The sequence below is a fragment of the Arthrobacter sp. Helios genome (assembly GCF_023167125.1).
Classification (GTDB): Bacteria; Actinomycetota; Actinomycetes; order Actinomycetales; family Micrococcaceae; genus Arthrobacter_B; species Arthrobacter_B luteolus.
The window spans coordinates 1,197,963-1,216,725 of sequence record NZ_CP095402.1 but is presented as its reverse complement, the minus strand read 5'-3'; the positions used below and the strand labels follow the sequence as shown (position 1 = coordinate 1,216,725).

Annotated in this window: 15 protein-coding genes; 10 read left to right on the top strand and 5 right to left on the bottom strand. The window is 66.3% G+C overall.

Annotated features, from left to right (window positions below; genetic code table 11):
* Window positions 1-69: 69 nt before the first annotated feature.
* From ArtHe_RS05395 to ArtHe_RS05375, 5 genes are all read left to right on the top strand, one after another.
* Window positions 70-1,698: a DASS family sodium-coupled anion symporter gene (locus ArtHe_RS05395; RefSeq protein WP_248319087.1), complete on the top strand. Its 1,629-nt coding sequence runs from the start codon at window positions 70-72 to the stop codon at window positions 1,696-1,698.
* A 48-nt stretch (window positions 1,699-1,746) separates the two neighbouring features.
* Window positions 1,747-3,063, top strand: a complete 1,317-nt coding sequence (locus ArtHe_RS05390; RefSeq protein ID WP_248319086.1) for an LssY C-terminal domain-containing protein — start codon at window positions 1,747-1,749, stop codon at window positions 3,061-3,063.
* A 112-nt stretch (window positions 3,064-3,175) separates the two neighbouring features.
* The gene (locus ArtHe_RS05385; protein WP_248319085.1) at window positions 3,176-3,808 is read left to right on the top strand and encodes a DUF4956 domain-containing protein; all 633 of its coding nucleotides are present in this window, start codon (window positions 3,176-3,178) and stop codon (window positions 3,806-3,808) included.
* On the top strand, window positions 3,805-4,608 hold the full coding sequence (locus ArtHe_RS05380) for a polyphosphate polymerase domain-containing protein (protein ID WP_248319084.1): 804 nt from the start codon (window positions 3,805-3,807) through the stop codon (window positions 4,606-4,608). Before ArtHe_RS05385 ends, ArtHe_RS05380 begins: the two co-directional genes overlap by 4 nt.
* A gap of 47 nt (window positions 4,609-4,655) precedes the next feature.
* A complete protein-coding gene (locus tag ArtHe_RS05375) occupies window positions 4,656-6,098 on the top strand; it encodes a CotH kinase family protein (protein WP_248319083.1) in 1,443 nt (480 codons plus the stop codon).
* Window positions 6,099-6,176: 78 nt separating this feature from the next.
* Here ArtHe_RS05375 and gap read toward each other — a convergent pair whose 3' ends face one another.
* The gene (gene gap / locus ArtHe_RS05370; RefSeq protein ID WP_248319082.1) at window positions 6,177-7,187 is read right to left on the bottom strand and encodes a type I glyceraldehyde-3-phosphate dehydrogenase; all 1,011 of its coding nucleotides are present in this window, start codon (window positions 7,185-7,187) and stop codon (window positions 6,177-6,179) included.
* A gap of 121 nt (window positions 7,188-7,308) precedes the next feature.
* Here gap and ArtHe_RS05365 point away from each other — a divergent pair, with 121 nt between their 5' ends.
* Both ArtHe_RS05365 and ArtHe_RS05360 read left to right on the top strand, forming a co-directional pair.
* Entirely contained in the window at window positions 7,309-8,508 is a 1,200-nt protein-coding gene (locus ArtHe_RS05365) for an ROK family protein (protein WP_248319081.1), read from the top strand.
* A gap of 78 nt (window positions 8,509-8,586) precedes the next feature.
* Window positions 8,587-9,693 (top strand): winged helix DNA-binding domain-containing protein, encoded by a 1,107-nt coding sequence (locus ArtHe_RS05360; RefSeq protein WP_248319080.1) that lies wholly within the window; start codon window positions 8,587-8,589, stop codon window positions 9,691-9,693.
* Between the two features lie 2 nt (window positions 9,694-9,695).
* Here the strand turns inward: ArtHe_RS05360 and ArtHe_RS05355 are convergent, their stop codons facing one another.
* Window positions 9,696-10,160, bottom strand: coding sequence for an NUDIX domain-containing protein (locus ArtHe_RS05355; RefSeq protein WP_248319079.1), 465 nt, complete (start codon window positions 10,158-10,160; stop codon window positions 9,696-9,698).
* A gap of 143 nt (window positions 10,161-10,303) precedes the next feature.
* Between ArtHe_RS05355 and ArtHe_RS05350 the strand changes: the two genes are divergently transcribed.
* Window positions 10,304-11,173 carry a polysaccharide deacetylase family protein gene (locus ArtHe_RS05350; RefSeq protein WP_248319078.1) on the top strand — a complete coding sequence of 290 codons (870 nt, stop codon included), beginning with the start codon at window positions 10,304-10,306 and terminating at the stop codon, window positions 11,171-11,173.
* An 837-nt stretch (window positions 11,174-12,010) separates the two neighbouring features.
* The gene (locus ArtHe_RS05345; protein ID WP_248319077.1) at window positions 12,011-13,555 is read left to right on the top strand and encodes an HNH endonuclease signature motif containing protein; all 1,545 of its coding nucleotides are present in this window, start codon (window positions 12,011-12,013) and stop codon (window positions 13,553-13,555) included.
* Window positions 13,556-13,727: 172 nt separating this feature from the next.
* On the opposite strand, the gene ArtHe_RS05340 is transcribed toward ArtHe_RS05345, so the two are convergent.
* On the bottom strand, window positions 13,728-14,735 hold the full coding sequence (locus tag ArtHe_RS05340; RefSeq protein ID WP_248319076.1) for an NAD(P)/FAD-dependent oxidoreductase: 1,008 nt from the start codon (window positions 14,733-14,735) through the stop codon (window positions 13,728-13,730).
* A 110-nt stretch (window positions 14,736-14,845) separates the two neighbouring features.
* Here ArtHe_RS05340 and ArtHe_RS05335 point away from each other — a divergent pair, with 110 nt between their 5' ends.
* Window positions 14,846-15,439 (top strand): XRE family transcriptional regulator, encoded by a 594-nt coding sequence (locus ArtHe_RS05335; RefSeq protein WP_248319075.1) that lies wholly within the window; start codon window positions 14,846-14,848, stop codon window positions 15,437-15,439.
* Window positions 15,440-15,466: 27 nt separating this feature from the next.
* On the opposite strand, the gene ArtHe_RS05330 is transcribed toward ArtHe_RS05335, so the two are convergent.
* Both ArtHe_RS05330 and ArtHe_RS05325 read right to left on the bottom strand, forming a co-directional pair.
* The gene (locus ArtHe_RS05330; RefSeq protein WP_248319074.1) at window positions 15,467-16,435 is read right to left on the bottom strand and encodes a bile acid:sodium symporter family protein; all 969 of its coding nucleotides are present in this window, start codon (window positions 16,433-16,435) and stop codon (window positions 15,467-15,469) included.
* A gap of 32 nt (window positions 16,436-16,467) precedes the next feature.
* Window positions 16,468-18,717, bottom strand: coding sequence for an ABC transporter permease (locus tag ArtHe_RS05325; protein WP_248319073.1), 2,250 nt, complete (start codon window positions 18,715-18,717; stop codon window positions 16,468-16,470).
* Window positions 18,718-18,763: the final 46 nt, after the last annotated feature.

The window sequence follows — 18,763 nt, the reverse complement described above, 5'->3', positions numbered from 1 at the left end:
CGCTACTTTGGCGGAACCGCGGCCTGCGCCCGTGCCGCTTCCACCTACAACGCGACCCGGAGGACCCCGATGTCCCAGGACCTTTCTTCCGCCCGGACCAGCGGGGACCAGCCGGATCGGACGGATGTCGAAGCCGCCCTGCTGGGCGGACGGACGTTCCGCACGCTGAGCGAGCAGACCCTCTCACCCCGCGAGGAACGCTTTGAACGGGCGCGCCAGACAACCGGGTTCTTCCTCGCACCTGCCATAGCGGTTGTCTTCGCCCTGTGGCCTTCGGAGATGGACCCGACGCAGCAGCTGCTGGCGGCCATCCTGCTCGGGGTGATCGTGCTGTGGATCTGCGAACCGGTTCCCATTCCTGTGGGCGGCCTGATCGGCGTTGCGGCCGTGGTGATCCTCGGGGTTGCCCCCGCCAGCGCGGTCCTGGCACCATTTGGCTCCACCACAATCTTCACCTTTATCGGTGCGTTCATCCTGGCGCAGGCGATGCTGAAACACGGCCTGGCACGGCGGCTGGCGTTCGCGGTGCTGTCCATTCCCGGCGTCGGCCGGTCCACCTACCGCGTGATTGCCGCGTTTGGCGTGATCACCTGCCTGCTCTCGGCGTTCGTCTCCAACACCGCAACCGTGGCCATGCTGCTTCCCACGGCACTGGGCATCCTCGTTGTTATTGCCAAGCTCATGCAGGACCGCGGCGAGGTGCGCCCCGACTTCGATCCACTGCGCCTCCGGGTGGGCGCGGCACTCATGCTGATGCTGGCTTACGGGGCCAGCGTGGGCGGGCTGCTCACGCCGGTTGGTTCACCGCCCAACCTGATCGGCCGGGGCCTGATCGAGGAAGCCACCGGGGAACGTATCTCCTTCGCCCAGTGGATGGCCGCAGCAGCCCCGCTGTGCCTGGGCATGTTCATCGTCCTGGTCCTGGTGATGTTCCTGCTGAACCGGCCGGAGGTGCGGCGGATCGAAGGGGTGGAGGAATACATCCGGGAGCAGCGGGCCCAGCACGGCAAAATGAGCCGCGCGGAAATCAACACACTGATTGCGTTCGGCACCACGGTGGCGCTCTGGCTCGCGCCGGCCGTCGTCAGCCTGGTGGCGGGGACGGATTCAGAGGTCTATGCGTTTATGGATGACCGGCTCGACGAAGGGATCGTCGCGGTGCTCGGCGCTTCCCTGCTGTTTATCCTTCCCACCAACTGGAAGGAACGGAAGGCCACCCTGACCTGGACGGACGCGGCCAAGATCGATTGGGGAACCATCCTGCTCTTCGGCACCGGCATCATCTTTGGCGCTCTGCTGGCCGAAACCGGCCTCGCCGAAACCATCGGAACCACAGCAGCCGACAGCCTGGGTATCTCCAGCCTGCTGGCCATCACGGCGTTTTCGACCCTGCTGGCGATCCTTATCTCCGAGACCACCAGCAACACAGCCTCTGCCGCCGTCGTGGTGCCCATCGTCATTCCGCTGTGCACTGCCATGGGCCTGGACCCCTTCGTCCCCGCCCTGGCGGCGACCTTCGCCGCATCGTTTGGCTTTATGCTGCCCGTGTCCACGCCGCAGAACGCGATCGTCTACGGCTCCGGCGCCGTGCCCATCATTCGCATGATCCGGACCGGGCTGGTCTTCGACATCCTCGGCGCCATCCTGATCATCGCGATCCTTCCGCTCATGGTGGGCCTCGTGGGAATCGGCCAATAGGCCCGGCCGGGGTTGACTCACCTCCCAGCGGACGGTGAGTGTGTGGCTATGACGCAGAGCGGTGCATCACCCGCGGACGACGACGCCGACCCGCCCGTTTCGGCCACCGTCCTGGACTGGGCGTTTTTCGTTTTCGGTGGGATCGCGGCTGTGTGGTTCGCTTTCCTGCTCCTCGACGAGAGCCTGAGCTGGCAACGCATCTGGTTCCTGATTGTCTTCTGGGCGGCCCTCGCGTACCTGGTGCTGCCCCGCCTGCACCGGATCCTGACCCGGATCTATGTACCCAACTACTTCATGGGGCGCACCCGGACCAGCGACGGTCTTTTCGGTGACCCGGTGAATCTCGCCTTCCTGGGCGAAGCGGACCAGCTGCGCGGGGCCATGGTGCGGGCTGGCTGGACCGAGGCGGATCCGGTCAGCCTGTCCAGCAGCTGGCGCATCATCACCTCCACGGTCCTGCGCCGGAGCTACGACGCAGCGCCGGTCAGCCCGCTGCTGCTGTTCGACCGGCAGGAGGACTTCGCCTACCAGCAGGAGGTGGACGGCACCCCCGGCCGGCGGCACCACATCCGGTTCTGGAAATGCCCGCAGGGGTGGATGCTGCCCGGCGGCATCGCCGTGGACTGGCTCGCTGCCGCCTCGTATGACCGCGCCGTCGGACTTTCCTACTTCACGCTTCAGGTCACCCACCGGATCAGCCCCAACGTGGATCAGGAACGGGACCACGTCCTCGACACCGTCACCCAGGCGTCACCGGCGGCGGTAGTGCACGTTATCAAGGACTACTCCACCGGATACCACTCCCGGAACGGCGGCGGAGATTCGATTCAGACCGACGGCGACCTGCCGATCGTGGACCTGACCGCGCTGCCGATGCCTGCCGTGCCCGCGGTGGTTCCGCCGGACAGCCGTGACCGGCTGCCCGCGCCCACGGTTGTCGGCTCCGCCCTGGTACTGCTCCGGATGATCGCTGCACTGGCCGTCTCCGGTGTGCTGCTGACCGGCTCAACGGAAGGAACCTGGATCGGCGATCTGATGGGCCAGGACCAGCAGGTGCTGGACGCAACGCAGGCCTACGTACCCATCGGCACAGGGCTGGTGCTCTTTGCGTGTGTTGAAGCGGCCCTCGCCGTGCTGATCCTGCGCGGAAGCAACGGGGCCAGGCTGACCGCCATGGCCTTCAGCACGGCATCAATCCTGCTGCAGGGGTTATCGTTCGTCACCGGCGGCCCCGGCACCCTGCAGGGTGAGCGCCCGGCGTACGCCCTCGACGTGCTGATCCTCCTGGCCCTGTCCAGCGACCGGGCCAGGATTTATGCCCACCGCAGGCGGGCCCGGCGGAGGGCGGGCCAACAGGCCAGGTAGCGGTTCTGTTCCGCGGGTCACAACAACCTGCGGCTAACCCTGGCAAAGCCCCAGCACAGCATGGTTTGCAAGCATGGATTCTCCCCCACCATGAATTTTCGGAGAACACCGCATGAATATTGTGACCATGGCAGCGGCAGATCTTGCCGCAATCTTCCTGCTGACTTTCGGCCTGTACCTGCGGCGGCACCGCCGCAGGGACCTCGCTGTCTCCTACCTGGGTATCAACGTGGGAGTCTTCGCAGTGGCGTCCGTGCTCAGTGGTTCGGCTGCCACAGCAGGGCTGGGCCTCGGACTGTTCGGAGTGCTTTCCATCATCCGGCTGCGCTCCACCGAGCTTGAGCAGCACGAGGTTGCCTACTATTTCTCAGCGCTGGCGATCGGACTCATCTCGGGCATCGGCAGCACCCCTTCCTGGCTCGCACCGGCCCTCATCGTCCTGATCCTCGGAGTTATGTTCGTGGGTGACCATCCGCGGGTGCTTCCCGCCTACCGGCACCAGAGGGTTGTCCTGGACCAGGCCGTCAGCCGCGAAGACGAGCTGTACCGGCGGCTGCGGGAGGTATTGGGCGGCGAGGTGCACTCCGCCACCGTGCTCGAACTGGACCTGGTCAATGACAAAACGATCGTTGACGTCCGCTACTCAAGCCAGCCGGGTACCGGGCTGCCGAGGCCGGTGCCAGCAGAAGCAGCCGCAGCCGCTTATCCGGCCCAGGATCCGGCCTTCCCCACCCGCACCGTATGAGCACCGGAACGTTCCACCGCCCGGATAAGAAGCCGACTTTCCCGGACGCGCTGCCGGCAATCGGTCTCGACGAGCTGAATACTTCCGCTGCCCTCCAAACCCGGGTGGACCGCAAGTACCTGGTGGACTCCGCTTTGGCGGACACGATCTTCGCCTCACTGCCGGCCCGTGCGATGGTTCTGGAGATGGCCGGCCTGCGTTCCTTCACCTATGACTCTGTCTACTTCGACACCCCCGCCCGGGAAAGCTATCTGCTGGCCGCGCACGGACGGCGCAGGAGATACAAAATCCGCACCCGCACCTATAAGGAAAGCGCGTTGAGCTTCCTGGAGGTCAAGACCGAAGGGGCCCGCTCAGCAACCGTGAAGGAGCGTATTCCCTACGGCCTGGCGGACCGGAGCCGGCTCACCCCCGCGGGCCTGGACTACATCGCCGAAACCCTGGGCGCTTTCGGGACACTGCCTGCTCTCACGTTGCTGGGTCCGGTGTTGGAAACCGGATATGCCCGCACGACTCTGTTTCTTCCCGGCTCCGGCAGCCGCGCAACGATCGATTCGGACGTTACCTGGCGGATCCCGGGGAACCATGGCTGGACCCTGGACCGCAAGGTGGTGGTGGAAACCAAATCCGGTTCCACCGCGGGAGCCCTCGACCGGCACCTCTGGGCCCACGGCGTCCGCCCGTGCCGCATTTCCAAGTTTGCGACCGGGCTCGCCGCACTGTGTCCGGACCTGCCGTCCAACCGCTGGCACCGCACACTCACCGCCGGATTCGCCCTGCGTCCGGAGGACGCACAGTGAACCCATCAGCGCAGCCCCCGTTTCGGCACTCAGAAGGAGCTTCCCCCGTGATTCCCCTTAAAAAAGCACCCGTCCTGGCCTTCTCCGGCCCGCACCGGCCACGTTCGGCTCTGACCGCCGCCGCCCTCTCACTGGCCCTGGTCGTCGGCGGCTGCGGCACCGTCGCCAGCGAAGGATCGCCTCCCCCGGAGGATTCAGCAATCGCCTTCTTCGACGATTCCCTGGTGCACGAGATCAGTGTCGAGTTCAGCGACGAGGACTACCAGGCGATGCTGGCTGCCTACAGCGCCTCCGGTGACAAGGACTGGATCTCCGCGGCAGTGACCATCGACGGCACCGTACTGGAAGACGTTGGACTGCGGCTGAAAGGCAACTCCAGCCTGAACGGACTCTCCGGCCAGGGCGGAGACGGCGGCGGCACCTCCGAGCAGCCCGAAACCCTTCCCTGGCTCATCCGCACCGACAAGTACGTTGACGGGCAGGAATACCAGGGCCGGACAGATCTGGTTGTCCGGGGCAACAACAGCGAGAGTTCCCTCAACGAGGCACTTGCCTTGGAACTGATCGGAGCCTCTGACCTCGCGACGCTCGAAGCGTCCGCCACCCGCTTCAGTGTCAACGGCAGCGCCCAGCAGCTGCGACTGGTCATCGAGTCGCCCGACGACGACTTCTGGAATGAGGACACCTTCGGCGCCGGGGGCAGCACGTACAAGGCTGAAAGCACCGGCGACTACACCTACCGCGGAGAGGATACAGAATCCTACACAGATGTCTTTGAGCAAAAGGCCGGCGAGACTGAAGATCTGCAGCCGGTGATCGAGTTCCTGGACTTCATCAATAACTCCACCGACGAGGACTTCAGCGCCCACCTGGCTGACCACCTTGATGTCGATGCCTTTGCCCGCTACCTGGCAGCCCAGGAACTGCTGGGAAACATGGACGACATTGACGGCCCGGGCAACAACTCCTACCTGCGCTACGACTCAGGGACCGGCAGAATGACCGTCGTCACGTGGGATCTGAACCTGGCCTTCGGCGGTATGAGCGGTATGGGCGGGAGCCAGCCGCCGGAGGGTTTCCCGGAGGGAATGGAACCGCCCGAGGGGATGGAACCTCCCGACGGCCTTCCCGGCGGCACTGAGCCGCCTGCCGGAGCGCAGCTCCCGGCGGACGGGACGGAACGGAACGGTGCCGGCATGCCCGGATCAGCCAATAATCCACTCACCACGAGATTCCATGCGGACGCGGAACTCGAGGCCACATATGAACAGGCCCTGACGGACCTTCGGACAGAGCTTTACGAGTCGGGCCGGGCGCAGGAGATCCTCGACGCCTGGACTGCTCTGCTCACCGAACAGGCAACGGACCTGGTTTCTGCGGAAACGGTCCTGGCGGAATCCGCCGGCATTGCGGAGTACTTCGCCTCCGGGGAACCGGAGGCCGCCGCCGGACCGGTGCCGGAAGCCAGCGCTGCGGCCGGGCTGCCCTAACAAACAGAGGGCCCTGACAAACAGAGGGCCCCGCCCGGACCGTTGGGTCCGTGCGGGGCCATTGTCAGATCCGGCTGCCTAGCTCAGCTTGGAGGCAACCAGGCTGGTGAGGTCCACCAGGCGGTTGGAGTAGCCCCACTCGTTGTCGTACCAGCCAACGATCTTGACCTGGTTGCCCATGACCTTGGTCAGGCCGGAGTCGAAGATGCACGACGACGGGTCCCCGACGATGTCGGAGGAAACGATCGGGTCCTCGGTGTAGGTGAGGATGCCGGACCACTGCTCGGTGGCGGCGGCAGCGCGGAACGCTGCGTTGACTTCCTCCACCGTGGTGTCCTTGGCCAGGGTCACGGTGAGATCCGTTGCCGAGCCCGTCGGCACCGGAACGCGGATGGCAAAGCCGTCCAGCTTGCCCTTCAGCTCCGGAAGGACCAGGGAGATGGCCTTGGCGGCACCTGTCGAGGTCGGCACCATGTTCAGGGCGGCGGCGCGGGCGCGGCGCAGGTCGCTGTGCGGGCCGTCCTGCAGGTTCTGGTCCGCGGTGTAGGCGTGGATCGTGGTCATCAGACCCTTTTCGATCCCGAATTCCTTGTTCAGGACATCGGCCATGGGTGCCAGGCAGTTGGTGGTGCAGGAGGCGTTGGAGATGATGTTGTGCTGCTCGGCGTCGTAGTCACCGTCGTTGACACCCATGACCACGGTGAAGTCCTCGCCCTTGGCCGGTGCGGAAATGAGCACCTTCCGGGCGCCGGCGGCGATGTGCTTCTTGGCGTCGTCGGCCTTGGTGAAGAAGCCGGTGGACTCGATCACGATGTCAACGCCCAGCTCGCCCCAGGGCAGGTTGGCCGGATCACGCTCGGCGAGGACCTTGATGGTCTTCTCCCCCACCAGCAGGTTGCCGTCTTCAACCGAGACGGACTGGGACAGACGGCCGGCCACGGAATCGTACTTCAGCAGGTGGGCCAGCTGCTTGGGGTCGCCCAGGTCATTAACGGCCACGACGTCGAAGCCGCTTCCGTTCTGCAGGGCGGCGCGGAGGAAATTGCGGCCAATACGGCCAAAACCATTGATGCCGACGCGGATCGTCACTTGGGCCTCCTCAGGCACTCGAGTTTTCCAGCTATGTATCTAAAGATTAGATTTAGGCACTAAATATATGTCCTAGTACAATTATGCTGTTACGAACGCCACTCGTCAAAAGGGCCGCCCCATGGATACCTCCGCCAGTACCCCGCAGCTTCTGCGCCGCACCAATCTGCGGACCGTCCTGGACGTGCTGCGCTCCGTCCCCTCCGCCACCGGTTCCGACCTGATTGAAGCCACCGGCCTCACCCGCGCCACGGTGATCGCCGTCTGCGACGACCTGATCGCCAGGGGCTGGGCGCTTGAGCGCGAATCTCCCCGCACCGGTGGGCAGAAAGGGCGTCCGGCCCGGCGGTTCGAGTTCAATGCGGGGGCCGGTTATGTCCTGGGGCTCGACGTCGGCCTGGCCACCGTCCGTGTGCTGGCCGCCGACTTGGCAGGCACCGTGGTGGGCCGGACGGAGGTCCGGTTCCCCCGGCACGGCGGCACCCCGGAGGAACGGAGGTCAGCCGTCCTGGCAGCCGCGGCGGAGGCCATGGCCGATGCCGGGATCGCGCCGTCGTCCGTGCTTTGTGCCGCGATGGGCATCGCCGCACAGGTCACTGCCCAGGGCACCATCGCGCCCGGCGAGGAGCTTGCTCCGATGTTCGACCTTGGACTGGCGAAGGACTTCGGGGAGGCCGGCTGGCCGGTGCTCGTGGAGAACGATGCGAAGCTTGCAGCGCTGGCCGAACGGTGGCGCGGTGCGGGGATAAACGAATCCGACCTCGCCGTGATCCTGGCGGGCGAGCGGCTGGGCACCGGCGTGATCGAAGCGGGCCGCCTGCTGCATGGCGCCCGCGGCAGGGCCGGCGCCATGGGTGGGCTGGAACTGGTGGACGGCGTCGGAAACCAGGACGGCATTGCCAAGCTGGCCCGCCTGTGGGGCAGCGCAGCGTTGGAGGCCGGCCACAATGGTCTGATCCGGGAGCTCGTTGGGGCCGAAACCGACCGCGCCTCTGCCCGCTATGTCTTTGAGGCCGCAGCTGCCGGTGATGCTGTGGCCGCCGGGATCCTGGACCGGATCGCCCGGCGCATGGCCCGTGTCCTGGCTCTGGTCTCCACGTTCTTTGACCCGCGCCTGATCGTGCTGGGTGGCGCTGTTGCCGCCTCTGCCACGGCCCTGCTGCCGGTCATCACCGAGGAACTTGCCCGGTATGTGCCGGACCCGCCGCGCATTGCCGTCTCAGGGCTGGGCGAAATGCTGGTCCCTACCGGTGCCGTGCGGCTGGCGCTGGACCATGTGGAGGCACACATGCTGGAACTCACCCCGCGGCCTGCCGTCTAGCGGACACGGCAGTTTCCCTGTCCTAGACTGACCCTGCCACGGAACATCCGGCTTTCCGGGCGGGCGGGGGTCACGGGCATGGACAGGATTCGACGCACGGAGGTGTTGGCGCGGCGGCTGAGAAGCCATGGCCTGACCACCTCAGTTTCTATTGAAGGCGGCACCCCGGGGGCAGTCGACCGGCTTTTCGCCCTGCAGGGGCAGGACCTGCCGGGAGCGTTGTGGTCCCTCGGGCTGCGGTCCGGAAGCACATTGGCAGAGGTCACGGCGGCGTTCGACGACGGCACACTGGTGAGGAGCTGGCCCTTCCGCGGCACATTGCACGTGCTGCGCGGCGAGGACGTGCACTGGACCCTTGCCCTGACGTCGGAACGGATCCTGCGCTCTGCGGTCCGGCGCCGGGAAGAACTCGAGCTCGATGCTGAAACCCTGGAGAAAACCACCGCGGTTGCTGTTGGCGCTCTCACCGGCGGCGGACGGCTCAGCCGCCGGGAACTGCTGGAGCTCTTCGAAACGGCCGGTATTCGGACCAGCGGGCAGCGCGGTTACCACCTGTTGTGGCACCTCTCCGTCACCGGCACCACGGTCCTGGGCCCGATGCAGGGCTCGGAGCAGCTGTTCGTGCTGCTCGACGAGTGGGTTCCTCAGCCGCGGCGGCTGGACCGGACGGCGTCCCTGGCCGAACTGGTGCGCCGCTACCTTGCCGGCCGCGCCCCGGCCACCACCGCAGACATCGCCTGGTGGGCCAAGCTGCCCCTGGCTGACGTCCGTGCCGGGCTGGCCGAGGCAGCCGCTGATCTGGAAGAAGTGGAATACGACGGCGCTCCGCACTGGCGGCTGAGCGGCGGCGCAGCTGACGCCGCCGGTCCCGCTGCCCGGACCCGGTCCGTGGTCCTGCTGCCCGGCTTCGACGAATACCTGCTCGGCTACACGGACCGCAGCGCAGCACTGGCCGCGGAACATGCCCAGCTGACCGTCCCGGGCGGCAACGGCATCTTCAAACCCACCCTGGTGCTCGACGGCCGCATTGCCGGCCTGTGGTCCCGGAAGTCCTCGGCGAAGAAAACCGTCCTCACGGTCCGTCCGTTTGCCCCGATTCCGCAACGGGCCCTGCCTGGCCTTCGGCGGGCCGCGAAGGAGTACGGCCGGTTCCTTGGGGTCCCGGCGGAGGTCGATCCGTTCTAGGGTTACCCGTGCAGCAGCTGCCCCAAGGCATCGAGCACCTGCACCTGCCCTTTGACCAGCTTGGTCCGCGCAGCGGACTCACTGAACCAGCCGGCGTCGTCAATCTCCGGAACCTCCTGAAACCGGCCAGAGCGCGGCGGCCATTCCAGCGCGAAGGTGTTGCTCACGATCCGTTCCGGCTGGAACCCCGCCTCGGCGCAATACACAGTGATGGTTTTCCGGGAGGATTGACGGAAGTCGCCGAGCAGCCGGTAATCAGCTGCCGGGGGCGGGCTCCCCATTTCTTCCTCGAACTCCCGCAGGGCAGCGGCATACGGATCCTCTCCCGGAGCGTACTCGCCCTTGGGAATGGACCACGCGTGCTCATCCTTCCCAGCCCAGAACGGCCCACCCATGTGTGCGATCCACACCTGACGCTCCCCGTCCGGAGCAAACCGGTAGAGCAGGATTCCAGCACTGGTGATCATTTTTCCTTCTCTCCGGGCGGGCAGGTCCGCCGCATCAGGATAGGTGACACCTGCGCCGGGACGATCTTTCCCGCCATAGCGGATTAAACACCGGACCATCCCGTGCGGAAACCCGGATGATTCCCTACCGTGTAGGAGTGCCCATGCCTGAAGTGACGCCCACCCCCGATTCCTCCGCCAGCCGGCGGACTGCCCTGGCAGCGCTCGGTGCCGCTGCGGTGCTGGGGATAGCGGCTTGTGCCCGCGGCGCAGCACAGCCCGCCCGCACCTCGCCCCCGGGCTCAGGTTCGCTGCCGGGCACCAAGTCACCGCCGGCGCAGGCAACCGGGCTTCCGTCGGCGTCGTCCGCTCCTGAGACGCTCCCGGAGCCGGCGCCTTCAGCTCCTGCCCGGCCGGTATTTGTACCTGATTACGTGCTGCCGCCGGTCACGAACGGATTGGCCCCGGTCATCACCCGTATTCCTACCAGCCATCCGGTGGTGTTCCTGACTATCGACGACGGCGCCCACCGGACTCCGGAGATGGTGGCCCTGATGGCCGAGTACGGATATCAGGCTTCGATCTTCCTCTCGCAGACGTTCGTGCAGGAGGATCCCGCCTATTTCAACCAGTTCCTTGCCCAGGGCAGCCTGATCGAAAACCACACTGTCAGCCACAACATCAACATGATCGGCCTCAGTTATGCCCAGCAGCTGGCCGAAACCACCGGCATGCAGGATTTCGCCCAGCAGCACTACGGCCGGCTGCCCACCCTCTTCCGGCCGCCCGGGGGTGCCTACTCCCCGGCGATGCAGCAGGCCGTGGCAGCAGCAGGACTGCGCGCGGTGATCACCTGGGAGGCGAAGGCCAATGCCGGGGGGATGGATTATCAGGTGGGCAACTCGCTGCGCCCAGGAGACATCGTCCTGATGCATTTCCGGCCCGAGTTCGCCGCCGACCTGAACGCCTTCCGGCAGGCGCATCTTGCCGCCGGACTTGAGGTGGTGCTGCTGGAGGAGTTCCTGGCTGTCTAGGGCAACCGGGGGTACTGAGGCATCATGTTGGTTGCATCATGACCATATGCACGCAAGAACGGGTGAAGGGCTCGTTGGATTGGTGGTTACCGCACCGTTCCGAATCTAGGAGGTCTGAGCACCGTAAGGCGCCTCCATGCCCCCTCCGGGGCCCGGCGCGGAAAACTGATCCTGTTCGGGGCATTACCTCAGCTTGCCCGCCCACGTGGTGGAAGAAGCGGGCAACCCCTGGCCGGCCAAAAGTGCGGACGGCGCAGGTGAGGCCGACGGGGCGCGGGTGCGGACGGTGAGGCGGGCCAGGCCGGCGGGCGGGCCACGGCGTAGCTGTTCCCGCATTCCCCTTCCCCTTTCCCTTTCCCTTTCCCTCCCTTCCTCCCTTCCTCCCTTCCTCCCTTCCTCCCTTCCTCCCTTCATCCCTTCCTCCCTTCCTCCACAGCTTCCGCTTTCCACCGGTGGCAGGGAGTGTTATCCACATTCCAACCGACCTCTGGCCCGGCTTAGCGGAATGGATTCTAGTCTGTGGCCATGTTGGAAATGGGAACGGATCTACGCGGCAGCGTTCAGCGGGCCACAGCCACAGCCACAGCCGATTCCGCTGGCAAGCACAGGAACACCTCGATGCGCCCAAGGAGCCGCACCCAGTCTGACAAGCTGACCGCTACACAAACAGCGTCAGGGGCTCCACGGGCGGGATCGGACGACTGTCCCGACCTACCGCCCCACGCGCCTGCGGGTCCTGCAGGACTTGTGGGACGTATGGGTCAGGTGCGACGTGTGGTTCAGGTGGGTCGTGCAGGTCAGACACTCGTTTCCGATGTCCGCCAGTGGATCACCCGATTGCAGGAGTACGGCGCCGATGGAGAGGCTACTGATGCCGGCCTGACCGACCGTGGCCTGACTGACCAGGACCTGACTGACGGTGATCTGATTGACCTGGTCCGGGCTCTGGAGGAGCTGAAGTCCGCAGCCGCTGCAGCCCAGGCCCGTGCCACCGCGGCGTTCGACGCCTCCCAACAGCAGGCACAGGCCCGGGCCGGGATTCCCGCCGCTCAGTTCGGGCGCGGTATCGGGGCACAGATCGCGCTGGCCCGGCGGGAATCTCCCCACCGCGGAGGCAGATACCTCGGCCTCGGCAAAGCCCTCACCTACGAAATGCCGCACACCTTGGCCGCCCTGTCCGCCGGGGTCCTCAGCGAATGGCGGGCAACCCTGCTGGTCCGGGAGACCGCCTGCTTGGAGAAGGAAGACCGGCGTAGGGTAGATGCGCTCGTCTGCGGGAACCCGTCAACTCTCGAAGGGCTCGGGGACCGCAGACTCATTGCCAGAATCCGGACCCTGACTCAGGCCATCGATCCGGCCTCCCAGACCCGGCGACACGCCAAGGCGGTCGCAGACCGGTATGTGTCCAGCAGGCCGGCTCCAGACACCATGGCGTATCTGACCGGGTTGCTGCCTGCGGCTCAGGGAGTGGCCGTGTTCGCAGCCTTGTCCCGTGCCGCTTCAAGTCTGCGGGCTTCCGGAGACGAACGCGGTATGGGCCAGATCATGGCCGACACCCTGGTGGAGCGGATCACCGGGCAGGCCACCGCCACACAGGTTCCCGTCGAAGTCCACCTAGTCATGACCAACCGAACGCTCTTCGGCAGCAGTTTCGGGAGCATGAACTTCCGGAGCAGTACCTCCGGGCCTGCGGCGGTCGGCCCGAACGCCGGCACCCCCGGCACCCCCGGCACCACAGATACCACCAGCAGCACATCCGGCGATGCAACGCAGACACCATGGCAGGATGAGCCGGCCTATTTGCCCGGGTACGGCATCGTCCCCGGGCAGTGGGCCGCAGACCTCATCACCGACGCCCTCGGCGGCATGGGCCAGCGCCCGCCCACTGCCCGCTACCCACGCATCCAACACAATCCCGACGATCGCCTCCCACCCGGCCGGCGCGAAACACCCCGCGGCCGCCCCGACGACTGCCCCGACATCAGCGCCCACAACACTCACGATCAGGCCCAAGTGACCCTGCGCCGGCTGTATCTGGAGCCTGCGACGGGAGAGCTAGTCGCGATGGATTCCAAGGCCCGCTATTTCCCGCCCGCGCTGGCCCGGTTGATCCGCAGCCGCGATCAGACCTGCCGAACACCGTGGTGTGACGCACCGATCCGGCATATCGACCACATCCGTCCACACGCTGAGGAAGGACCAACGAGTTACGCGAACGGACAGGGACTCTGCGAGGCCTGCAACCACGCCAAGGAAGCCCCCGGGTGGAAGGCCCGCGCTACCGACGCGCCCGGACAGCGCCACACCGTCCGGACGATCACCCCCACTGGCCACAGCTACCGTTCCGTGGCGCCGCCTCTGCCGGGGGCCTCCTCCCGGTAGGTGCTTCTACCGCACCTCGCAGGAAGGCTGGAGCCACCGCCAGACCCTCACCTCCAACCAGGCCCCCACTTACGCCCAGCAACCGTGGTGGGATTTTTACAATCACTGCGGCGCTCACATGGCCGCAGAAAGCCGCGACTCACGGACCACCCTGGGCAACCAAGGTGCCGTCTCAGAACGGCTGGACGCGCGCTGCCACGGCCGCCGCGGTGTCCTCCATGATCAGGTCTCCGTTGATCGCGGCGCCCGTCATCAGGCCGGCGGACGCCGCGCCGATAACCTGGGCCATCGGCGCGGCCAGGTTTCCGGCGGCATAAACCCCGGGAACCTCGGTGGCACCCATGGGATTTACGGTGAGGGCGGTGCCGATGGGAGTTTCCCCAGCGAACTGCTCTGTAGGAATGACCCCCAGGCCCGCCAGATACCCGGCCCGCGCAATCAGCCGGGTGAAAACCACGACGGCGTCCCGGGCTTCGAGTTCGCCACTGGCCAGGCGCACACCGGTAAGCCGGTCCTGCCCTTCCACCCCTGCCACTTCCCCGGGCACCACGCGGATGCCCCGTGCGGCCAGCTGCTCCGCCTGGACCGCATCCGGTTCGCCGCTGGTGTTCAGGAAAAGCACGACGTCGGCACTCCACTGCCGCCACATCAATGCCTGGTGCACGGCGGTCGGAAGGTCGGTGGCCAGGACGCCAATCGCCTGGTCTCTCACTTCCCAGCCATGGCAGTACGGGCAATGCAGCACTCCGGTCCCCCAGTGCTCCTTCAGCCCCGTGATCTCCGGGAGCACATCTGTGACGCCGGTGGCGGCCAGGATCCGCCGCGCCCGGACCAGTCTTCCCTCCGTCAGCTCAACAGCAAACAGGCCGCCGTCTTCGCGTGTGATGCCGGCCACGAACCCCTCGGCAATGGCTGCCCCATAACCTTCGATTTCCTCCCGGCCGATGGCGTAGAGCTCGGCCGGAGGCGTTCCTTCACGTCCCAGATAGTTGTGGACGTGGCCCGCGGGCGCGTTGCGGGGATCGCCGCCGTCGACCACCAGGACCGAACGGCGTGCGCGCGACAGTGCCAGGGCACCACTCAGGCCCGCTGCCCCGCCTCCCACCACAACCACGTCGTAGGTCTCGCCGGCCAGTGCTGGCTTGGCCTGGGTATCTTGTGTGCCTGTTTCAGTGTTCATCGTTGCTCGTTCTCCTGCCTGAGCGGCTGGTCACCGCTTCTCTGGTTCCAGTCTTGGCGTGTACCTCCGTATGGAGCAATCTTTTTTGCCGGTATGGCAAGATGCAGATCATGGCCGAAACCTTCCAGGACACCCTCAGCGGCATCGGAGCGCGGCTCCGCTCACTCCGCACCGACCGGCAGTTGACACTGTCCGACGTATCCGAGCACACCGGGATCTCCGTCAGCACGCTTTCCCGGCTGGAGTCGGGCGGCCGCCGCCCCACCCTGGAACTGCTGATGCCGCTCGCCAGCATCTACCGGGTGAGCATCGACGAACTGGTGGGAGCGCCGCCCACCGGCGACCCGCGGGTGCATATGCGTCCGATCCGGCGGCACGGCGCCACGATTATTCCGCTCACCGAAAAGGCCGGCGGCATCCGGGCCTACAAGTACATCGTGCCGGCCCGGAAGCAGCCGGAGACTCCGGAGCCGCGGACCCATGAGGGCTACGAATGGTTGTATGTGCTCAGCGGATCGCTGCGGCTGGTGCTGGGAACGCAGGAGCTCATTCTTCAGTCCGGTGAGGCCGCCGAGTTCGACACCACGCTGCCGCATTGGATGGGAGCCGCCGCTGCCGGCGGGGTGGAATTCCTGGCTCTTTTCGGCCCGCAGGGTGAAAAGGCCCATCTCCGCGCCCGTCCGGTGGCGAAGCGGCCCGGCTAGCTGCGGCTGGTCTGGGGTAAGGGAGGCTCAGGCGGTGGGGCGGCGCCGCCAGAACGCCGCCATCAAGGCGCCGGAAACGTTGTGCCAGACCGAGAAGACTGCCGCCGGCAGAGCAGCCTCAGGGGTGAAGTAGTCCCTGGCCAGCCCGGCGGCCAGACCGGAATTCTGCATCCCCACCTCGATGGCCATGGTGCGCCGGGCAGCGACAGGCTGGCGGAAGAGTTTCGCGGCGCCGTAGCCAAGGGCCAGGCCCAGCCCGTTGTGCAGGATCACTGCAAGCAGAATCAGCCAGCCAGCCGTGAGGATGGCGGCAGCACTGCCCGATACAACGGCCACCACCACGAAGGTGATGGCGATGACGGAGACCCATGGCAGGACCGGCAGGACCCGGTCCACCAGCCGGGGTGCCAGATACCGGATGACCAGGCCCAGGAGCACGGGAATCAGCACGATCTGGACAATCGAGAGGGCCATGGCTCCGGCGTCGACCGCCATGTACCGGCCGGCAAGCCAGAGGGCCAGCAGCGGTGTGAAGATCGGTGCCAGCAGGGTCGAAACCGAGGTCATGGCCACGGACAGCGCCACGTTGCCCCTGGCCAGATAGGTCACGACGTTGGACGCGGTTCCACCCGGGGCGCACCCCACCAGAATGACGCCGGCTGCCAGCTCGGGAGGCAGCTGCAGGGCCCAGGCGATGCCCAGGCCCAGCAGCGGCATAATCACGAACTGTGCCACAACGCCTAGGAGGACCGGCAGCGGCTGCCGGATCACCAGGGCGAAGTCCGGCAGCGTCAGCGTCAGTCCCATGCCGAACATAATCAGCATCAGCCCCGGGTTGATCAGCGGGGACAGCCCCGTAAACGGTTCCGGAAACAGCAGCGCCAGCGCTCCCCCGGCCAGGATCAGCAGGGGGAAGACGGTCACCGCAACCCGTGCGCTGCGCTCTTCGGAGGACTGGACAAGGTGAGGGGCTGGACGAACGGTGTTGGGAGACATCCCCACATCGTGGCACGGCGCGTGGGCCTGCCCTAACTGTTAAGGGCGGGCTGACCGTGACTTTCAGACCGGCTTGGACCTTCAGACGGACCGTGACCTTCAGACGAACTGGGGCTATCAGACTGGCTGGGGTCATCAGACAGGCTGTGACGCGGTGACGCTGCCGGTGCGGCCTCCACCGGCCAGGCCTCCGTGCGCGGCGGCTTGATCCGGTCAATGATGGCCAGTACCGCCAAGGACACAGCACCCCAGATGCCAAGCGTAAGCAGATGGGTTCCCACCGTGTCGCCGCCGAAGTACAGGATGGAACGGATGGACTCCACTGCCGCGGGCATCGGAAGGACCTCGTGCAGGAAGCGGAAGAGGTCCGGTTCCATGTAAATCGACATGGCGGCACCGGATGCCGGGATTCCGAGGAACATCAGGATGGCGATGACCGGAAGGATGGCGAGCATCCCCATGAACCGGTCAAAAACGGCGGTGAACATGGCCATGCAGAAGATCGCCACGGCTCCCACCGCCCACAGCGCCCAGAAATGGCCGTTGATGGCACCGACAAAAACGTCAACGATCACCCAGAGGACGGCGGAGAAGCCCGCCGCCCAGCCGGCCACAACCGGCAGCAGCTTGCGCAGCGGACGGCTTGCCGGGGCGGCCGTCGCACCCACAACGATGATCATGAATCCGGCCATGATCCAGCCCATGGCCAGGTACATCGTGGCCATGCCCATGGAGTCTTCGGCAGCCAGCGGGGCAACGTCCTCAGTGGCCAGTTCCATCTGCTGACCGGCCGCCACCTGCGTGAACACCCGGTCCACCACCTGCTGTGCACTCATTCCCGCAGCCTGATTGGTGATCAGGACAGCTGTGGGATCCTCCGCCGTCGGCAGCACAAAGGCAGCGGTAACCTCGCGGTCCCTTACCTGTTCCCGTGCCTGCCCGGCGGAATCCAGGGCACGCAGGTCGAACAGTCCGGACAGGTTCTCCTCCAGTCCGGCAACGGCATCTTCCGCCTGTTCTACGGTGCTGCCGACGACGGCGACGGGCATGTCCCGCGGGGTGGGCTGGTACATGGCGCCCAGCATCATCGAGAGCATCATCGCCACCATGGCCAGTGGGAAGAAGCCCAGGGTGAGGTAGCGCCAGGTGCGGCTCTTCGGGCGCGGCCCGCCGTGCAGCGACGCCACCTGAACCGCCGGAGGTGCAGCGTCCGGCGTGCGGTGGCGCCGCCGGGCATCGATTCCGAGTGTCAGCAGCAGGGCAGCGGCTGCCCCGACAACCAGGACCAGCAGATGGGAACCGGCCCCGTCCCCGCCAAAGTAGAGCACCGCGCGCAGCGATTCACCGGTGGCGGCAGCGGGCAGGAAGCTGTGCAGCAGCGGATAGAGCCCGGGCATCGTATGCACCGACATGCTCATGTTGGACGCGGGTACTCCGAGCACCATCAGGAACAGCATGCCGGCGAGTACGGCCATGGGGCCGAGGATGCGGGTGAGGAAAAGCTGGACGCTTCCCACCGCAAAAACGGCAAGCCAGCAGATTCCCAGGACGGCGGCGGTATGCCCTTGGATGACTCCCATGACCGGTCCGACGACGGTCCACACCAGGGCGGCAATCAGGGCGGCCCAGCCGGCGAGGAGGGGTACGAAGCGGCGGAAGCGGAGCAGCTCCGGTGAGTTGGAGAGGATCAGGCTCAACGGCATGTAGCCCGCGAGCATGAGTGCGGTGGTCATGAACATGGCGCCCAGGCCTGCCATGTCATTGGACGGCAGCGGTGCCAGGTCCTCGGTCTGGAGAGCCAGCCCCTCGGCCAGCACCTGCGGAGCCAGCAGCGCGGTGACCGTGCTTGACTGCGAAGCACCGGCCGCACCTGCGGTATAGACGGTTGCACCGCCGTCGGCCAGTGACACAGCGCCGGCAACTTCGCGGTCCAGCACCAGCTGGCGTGCGGTGTCGGCGGAATCCACCACCCGGACATCAACGGCATCGGCATGGCCGGACTCAAGGGCGGCAGCAAACTGGCCGGCCTGCTGGGCGGAACCGGCGACGGCGACCGGCATGTTGTGGGGTTCGGGAGCATGCATGGCCGCGAGGTAGCCCCAGACCAGCATGGAGACCATCAGCAGCGGCATGAGGAACATGGCAACATAGCGCCCGATTTTCTCTGCCTTGGCGCGCTTAAGCGCCGCAGCATCGAGGTGCTGGCTATCCGGGTCCGGGGCCTCGCTCGCCGCCGTATCCACCGTGTCCGGCGGGGAGGGCGTAGGGGAAGTGTGGGTCAAGGCCGTGCTCCTGTGCTGTGATTCGATGGATGGTGCGAGAGGCGTG

What these genes read in the sequence shown, in the direction of transcription:
- ArtHe_RS05395 (WP_248319087.1), top strand. Translation starts at nt 70, where the DNA reads ATGTCCCAGGACCTTTCTTCCGCCCGGACCAGCGGGGACCAGCCGGAT.
- ArtHe_RS05390 (WP_248319086.1), top strand. Translation starts at nt 1,747, where the DNA reads ATGACGCAGAGCGGTGCATCACCCGCGGACGACGACGCCGACCCGCCC.
- ArtHe_RS05385 (WP_248319085.1), top strand. Translation starts at nt 3,176, where the DNA reads ATGAATATTGTGACCATGGCAGCGGCAGATCTTGCCGCAATCTTCCTG.
- ArtHe_RS05380 (WP_248319084.1), top strand. Translation starts at nt 3,805, where the DNA reads ATGAGCACCGGAACGTTCCACCGCCCGGATAAGAAGCCGACTTTCCCG.
- ArtHe_RS05365 (WP_248319081.1), top strand. Translation starts at nt 7,309, where the DNA reads ATGGATACCTCCGCCAGTACCCCGCAGCTTCTGCGCCGCACCAATCTG.
- ArtHe_RS05360 (WP_248319080.1), top strand. Translation starts at nt 8,587, where the DNA reads ATGGACAGGATTCGACGCACGGAGGTGTTGGCGCGGCGGCTGAGAAGC.
- ArtHe_RS05355 (WP_248319079.1), bottom strand. Translation starts at nt 10,160, where the DNA reads ATGATCACCAGTGCTGGAATCCTGCTCTACCGGTTTGCTCCGGACGGG.
- ArtHe_RS05350 (WP_248319078.1), top strand. Translation starts at nt 10,304, where the DNA reads ATGCCTGAAGTGACGCCCACCCCCGATTCCTCCGCCAGCCGGCGGACT.
- ArtHe_RS05340 (WP_248319076.1), bottom strand. Translation starts at nt 14,735, where the DNA reads ATGAACACTGAAACAGGCACACAAGATACCCAGGCCAAGCCAGCACTG.
- ArtHe_RS05335 (WP_248319075.1), top strand. Translation starts at nt 14,846, where the DNA reads ATGGCCGAAACCTTCCAGGACACCCTCAGCGGCATCGGAGCGCGGCTC.
- ArtHe_RS05330 (WP_248319074.1), bottom strand. Translation starts at nt 16,435, where the DNA reads ATGTCTCCCAACACCGTTCGTCCAGCCCCTCACCTTGTCCAGTCCTCC.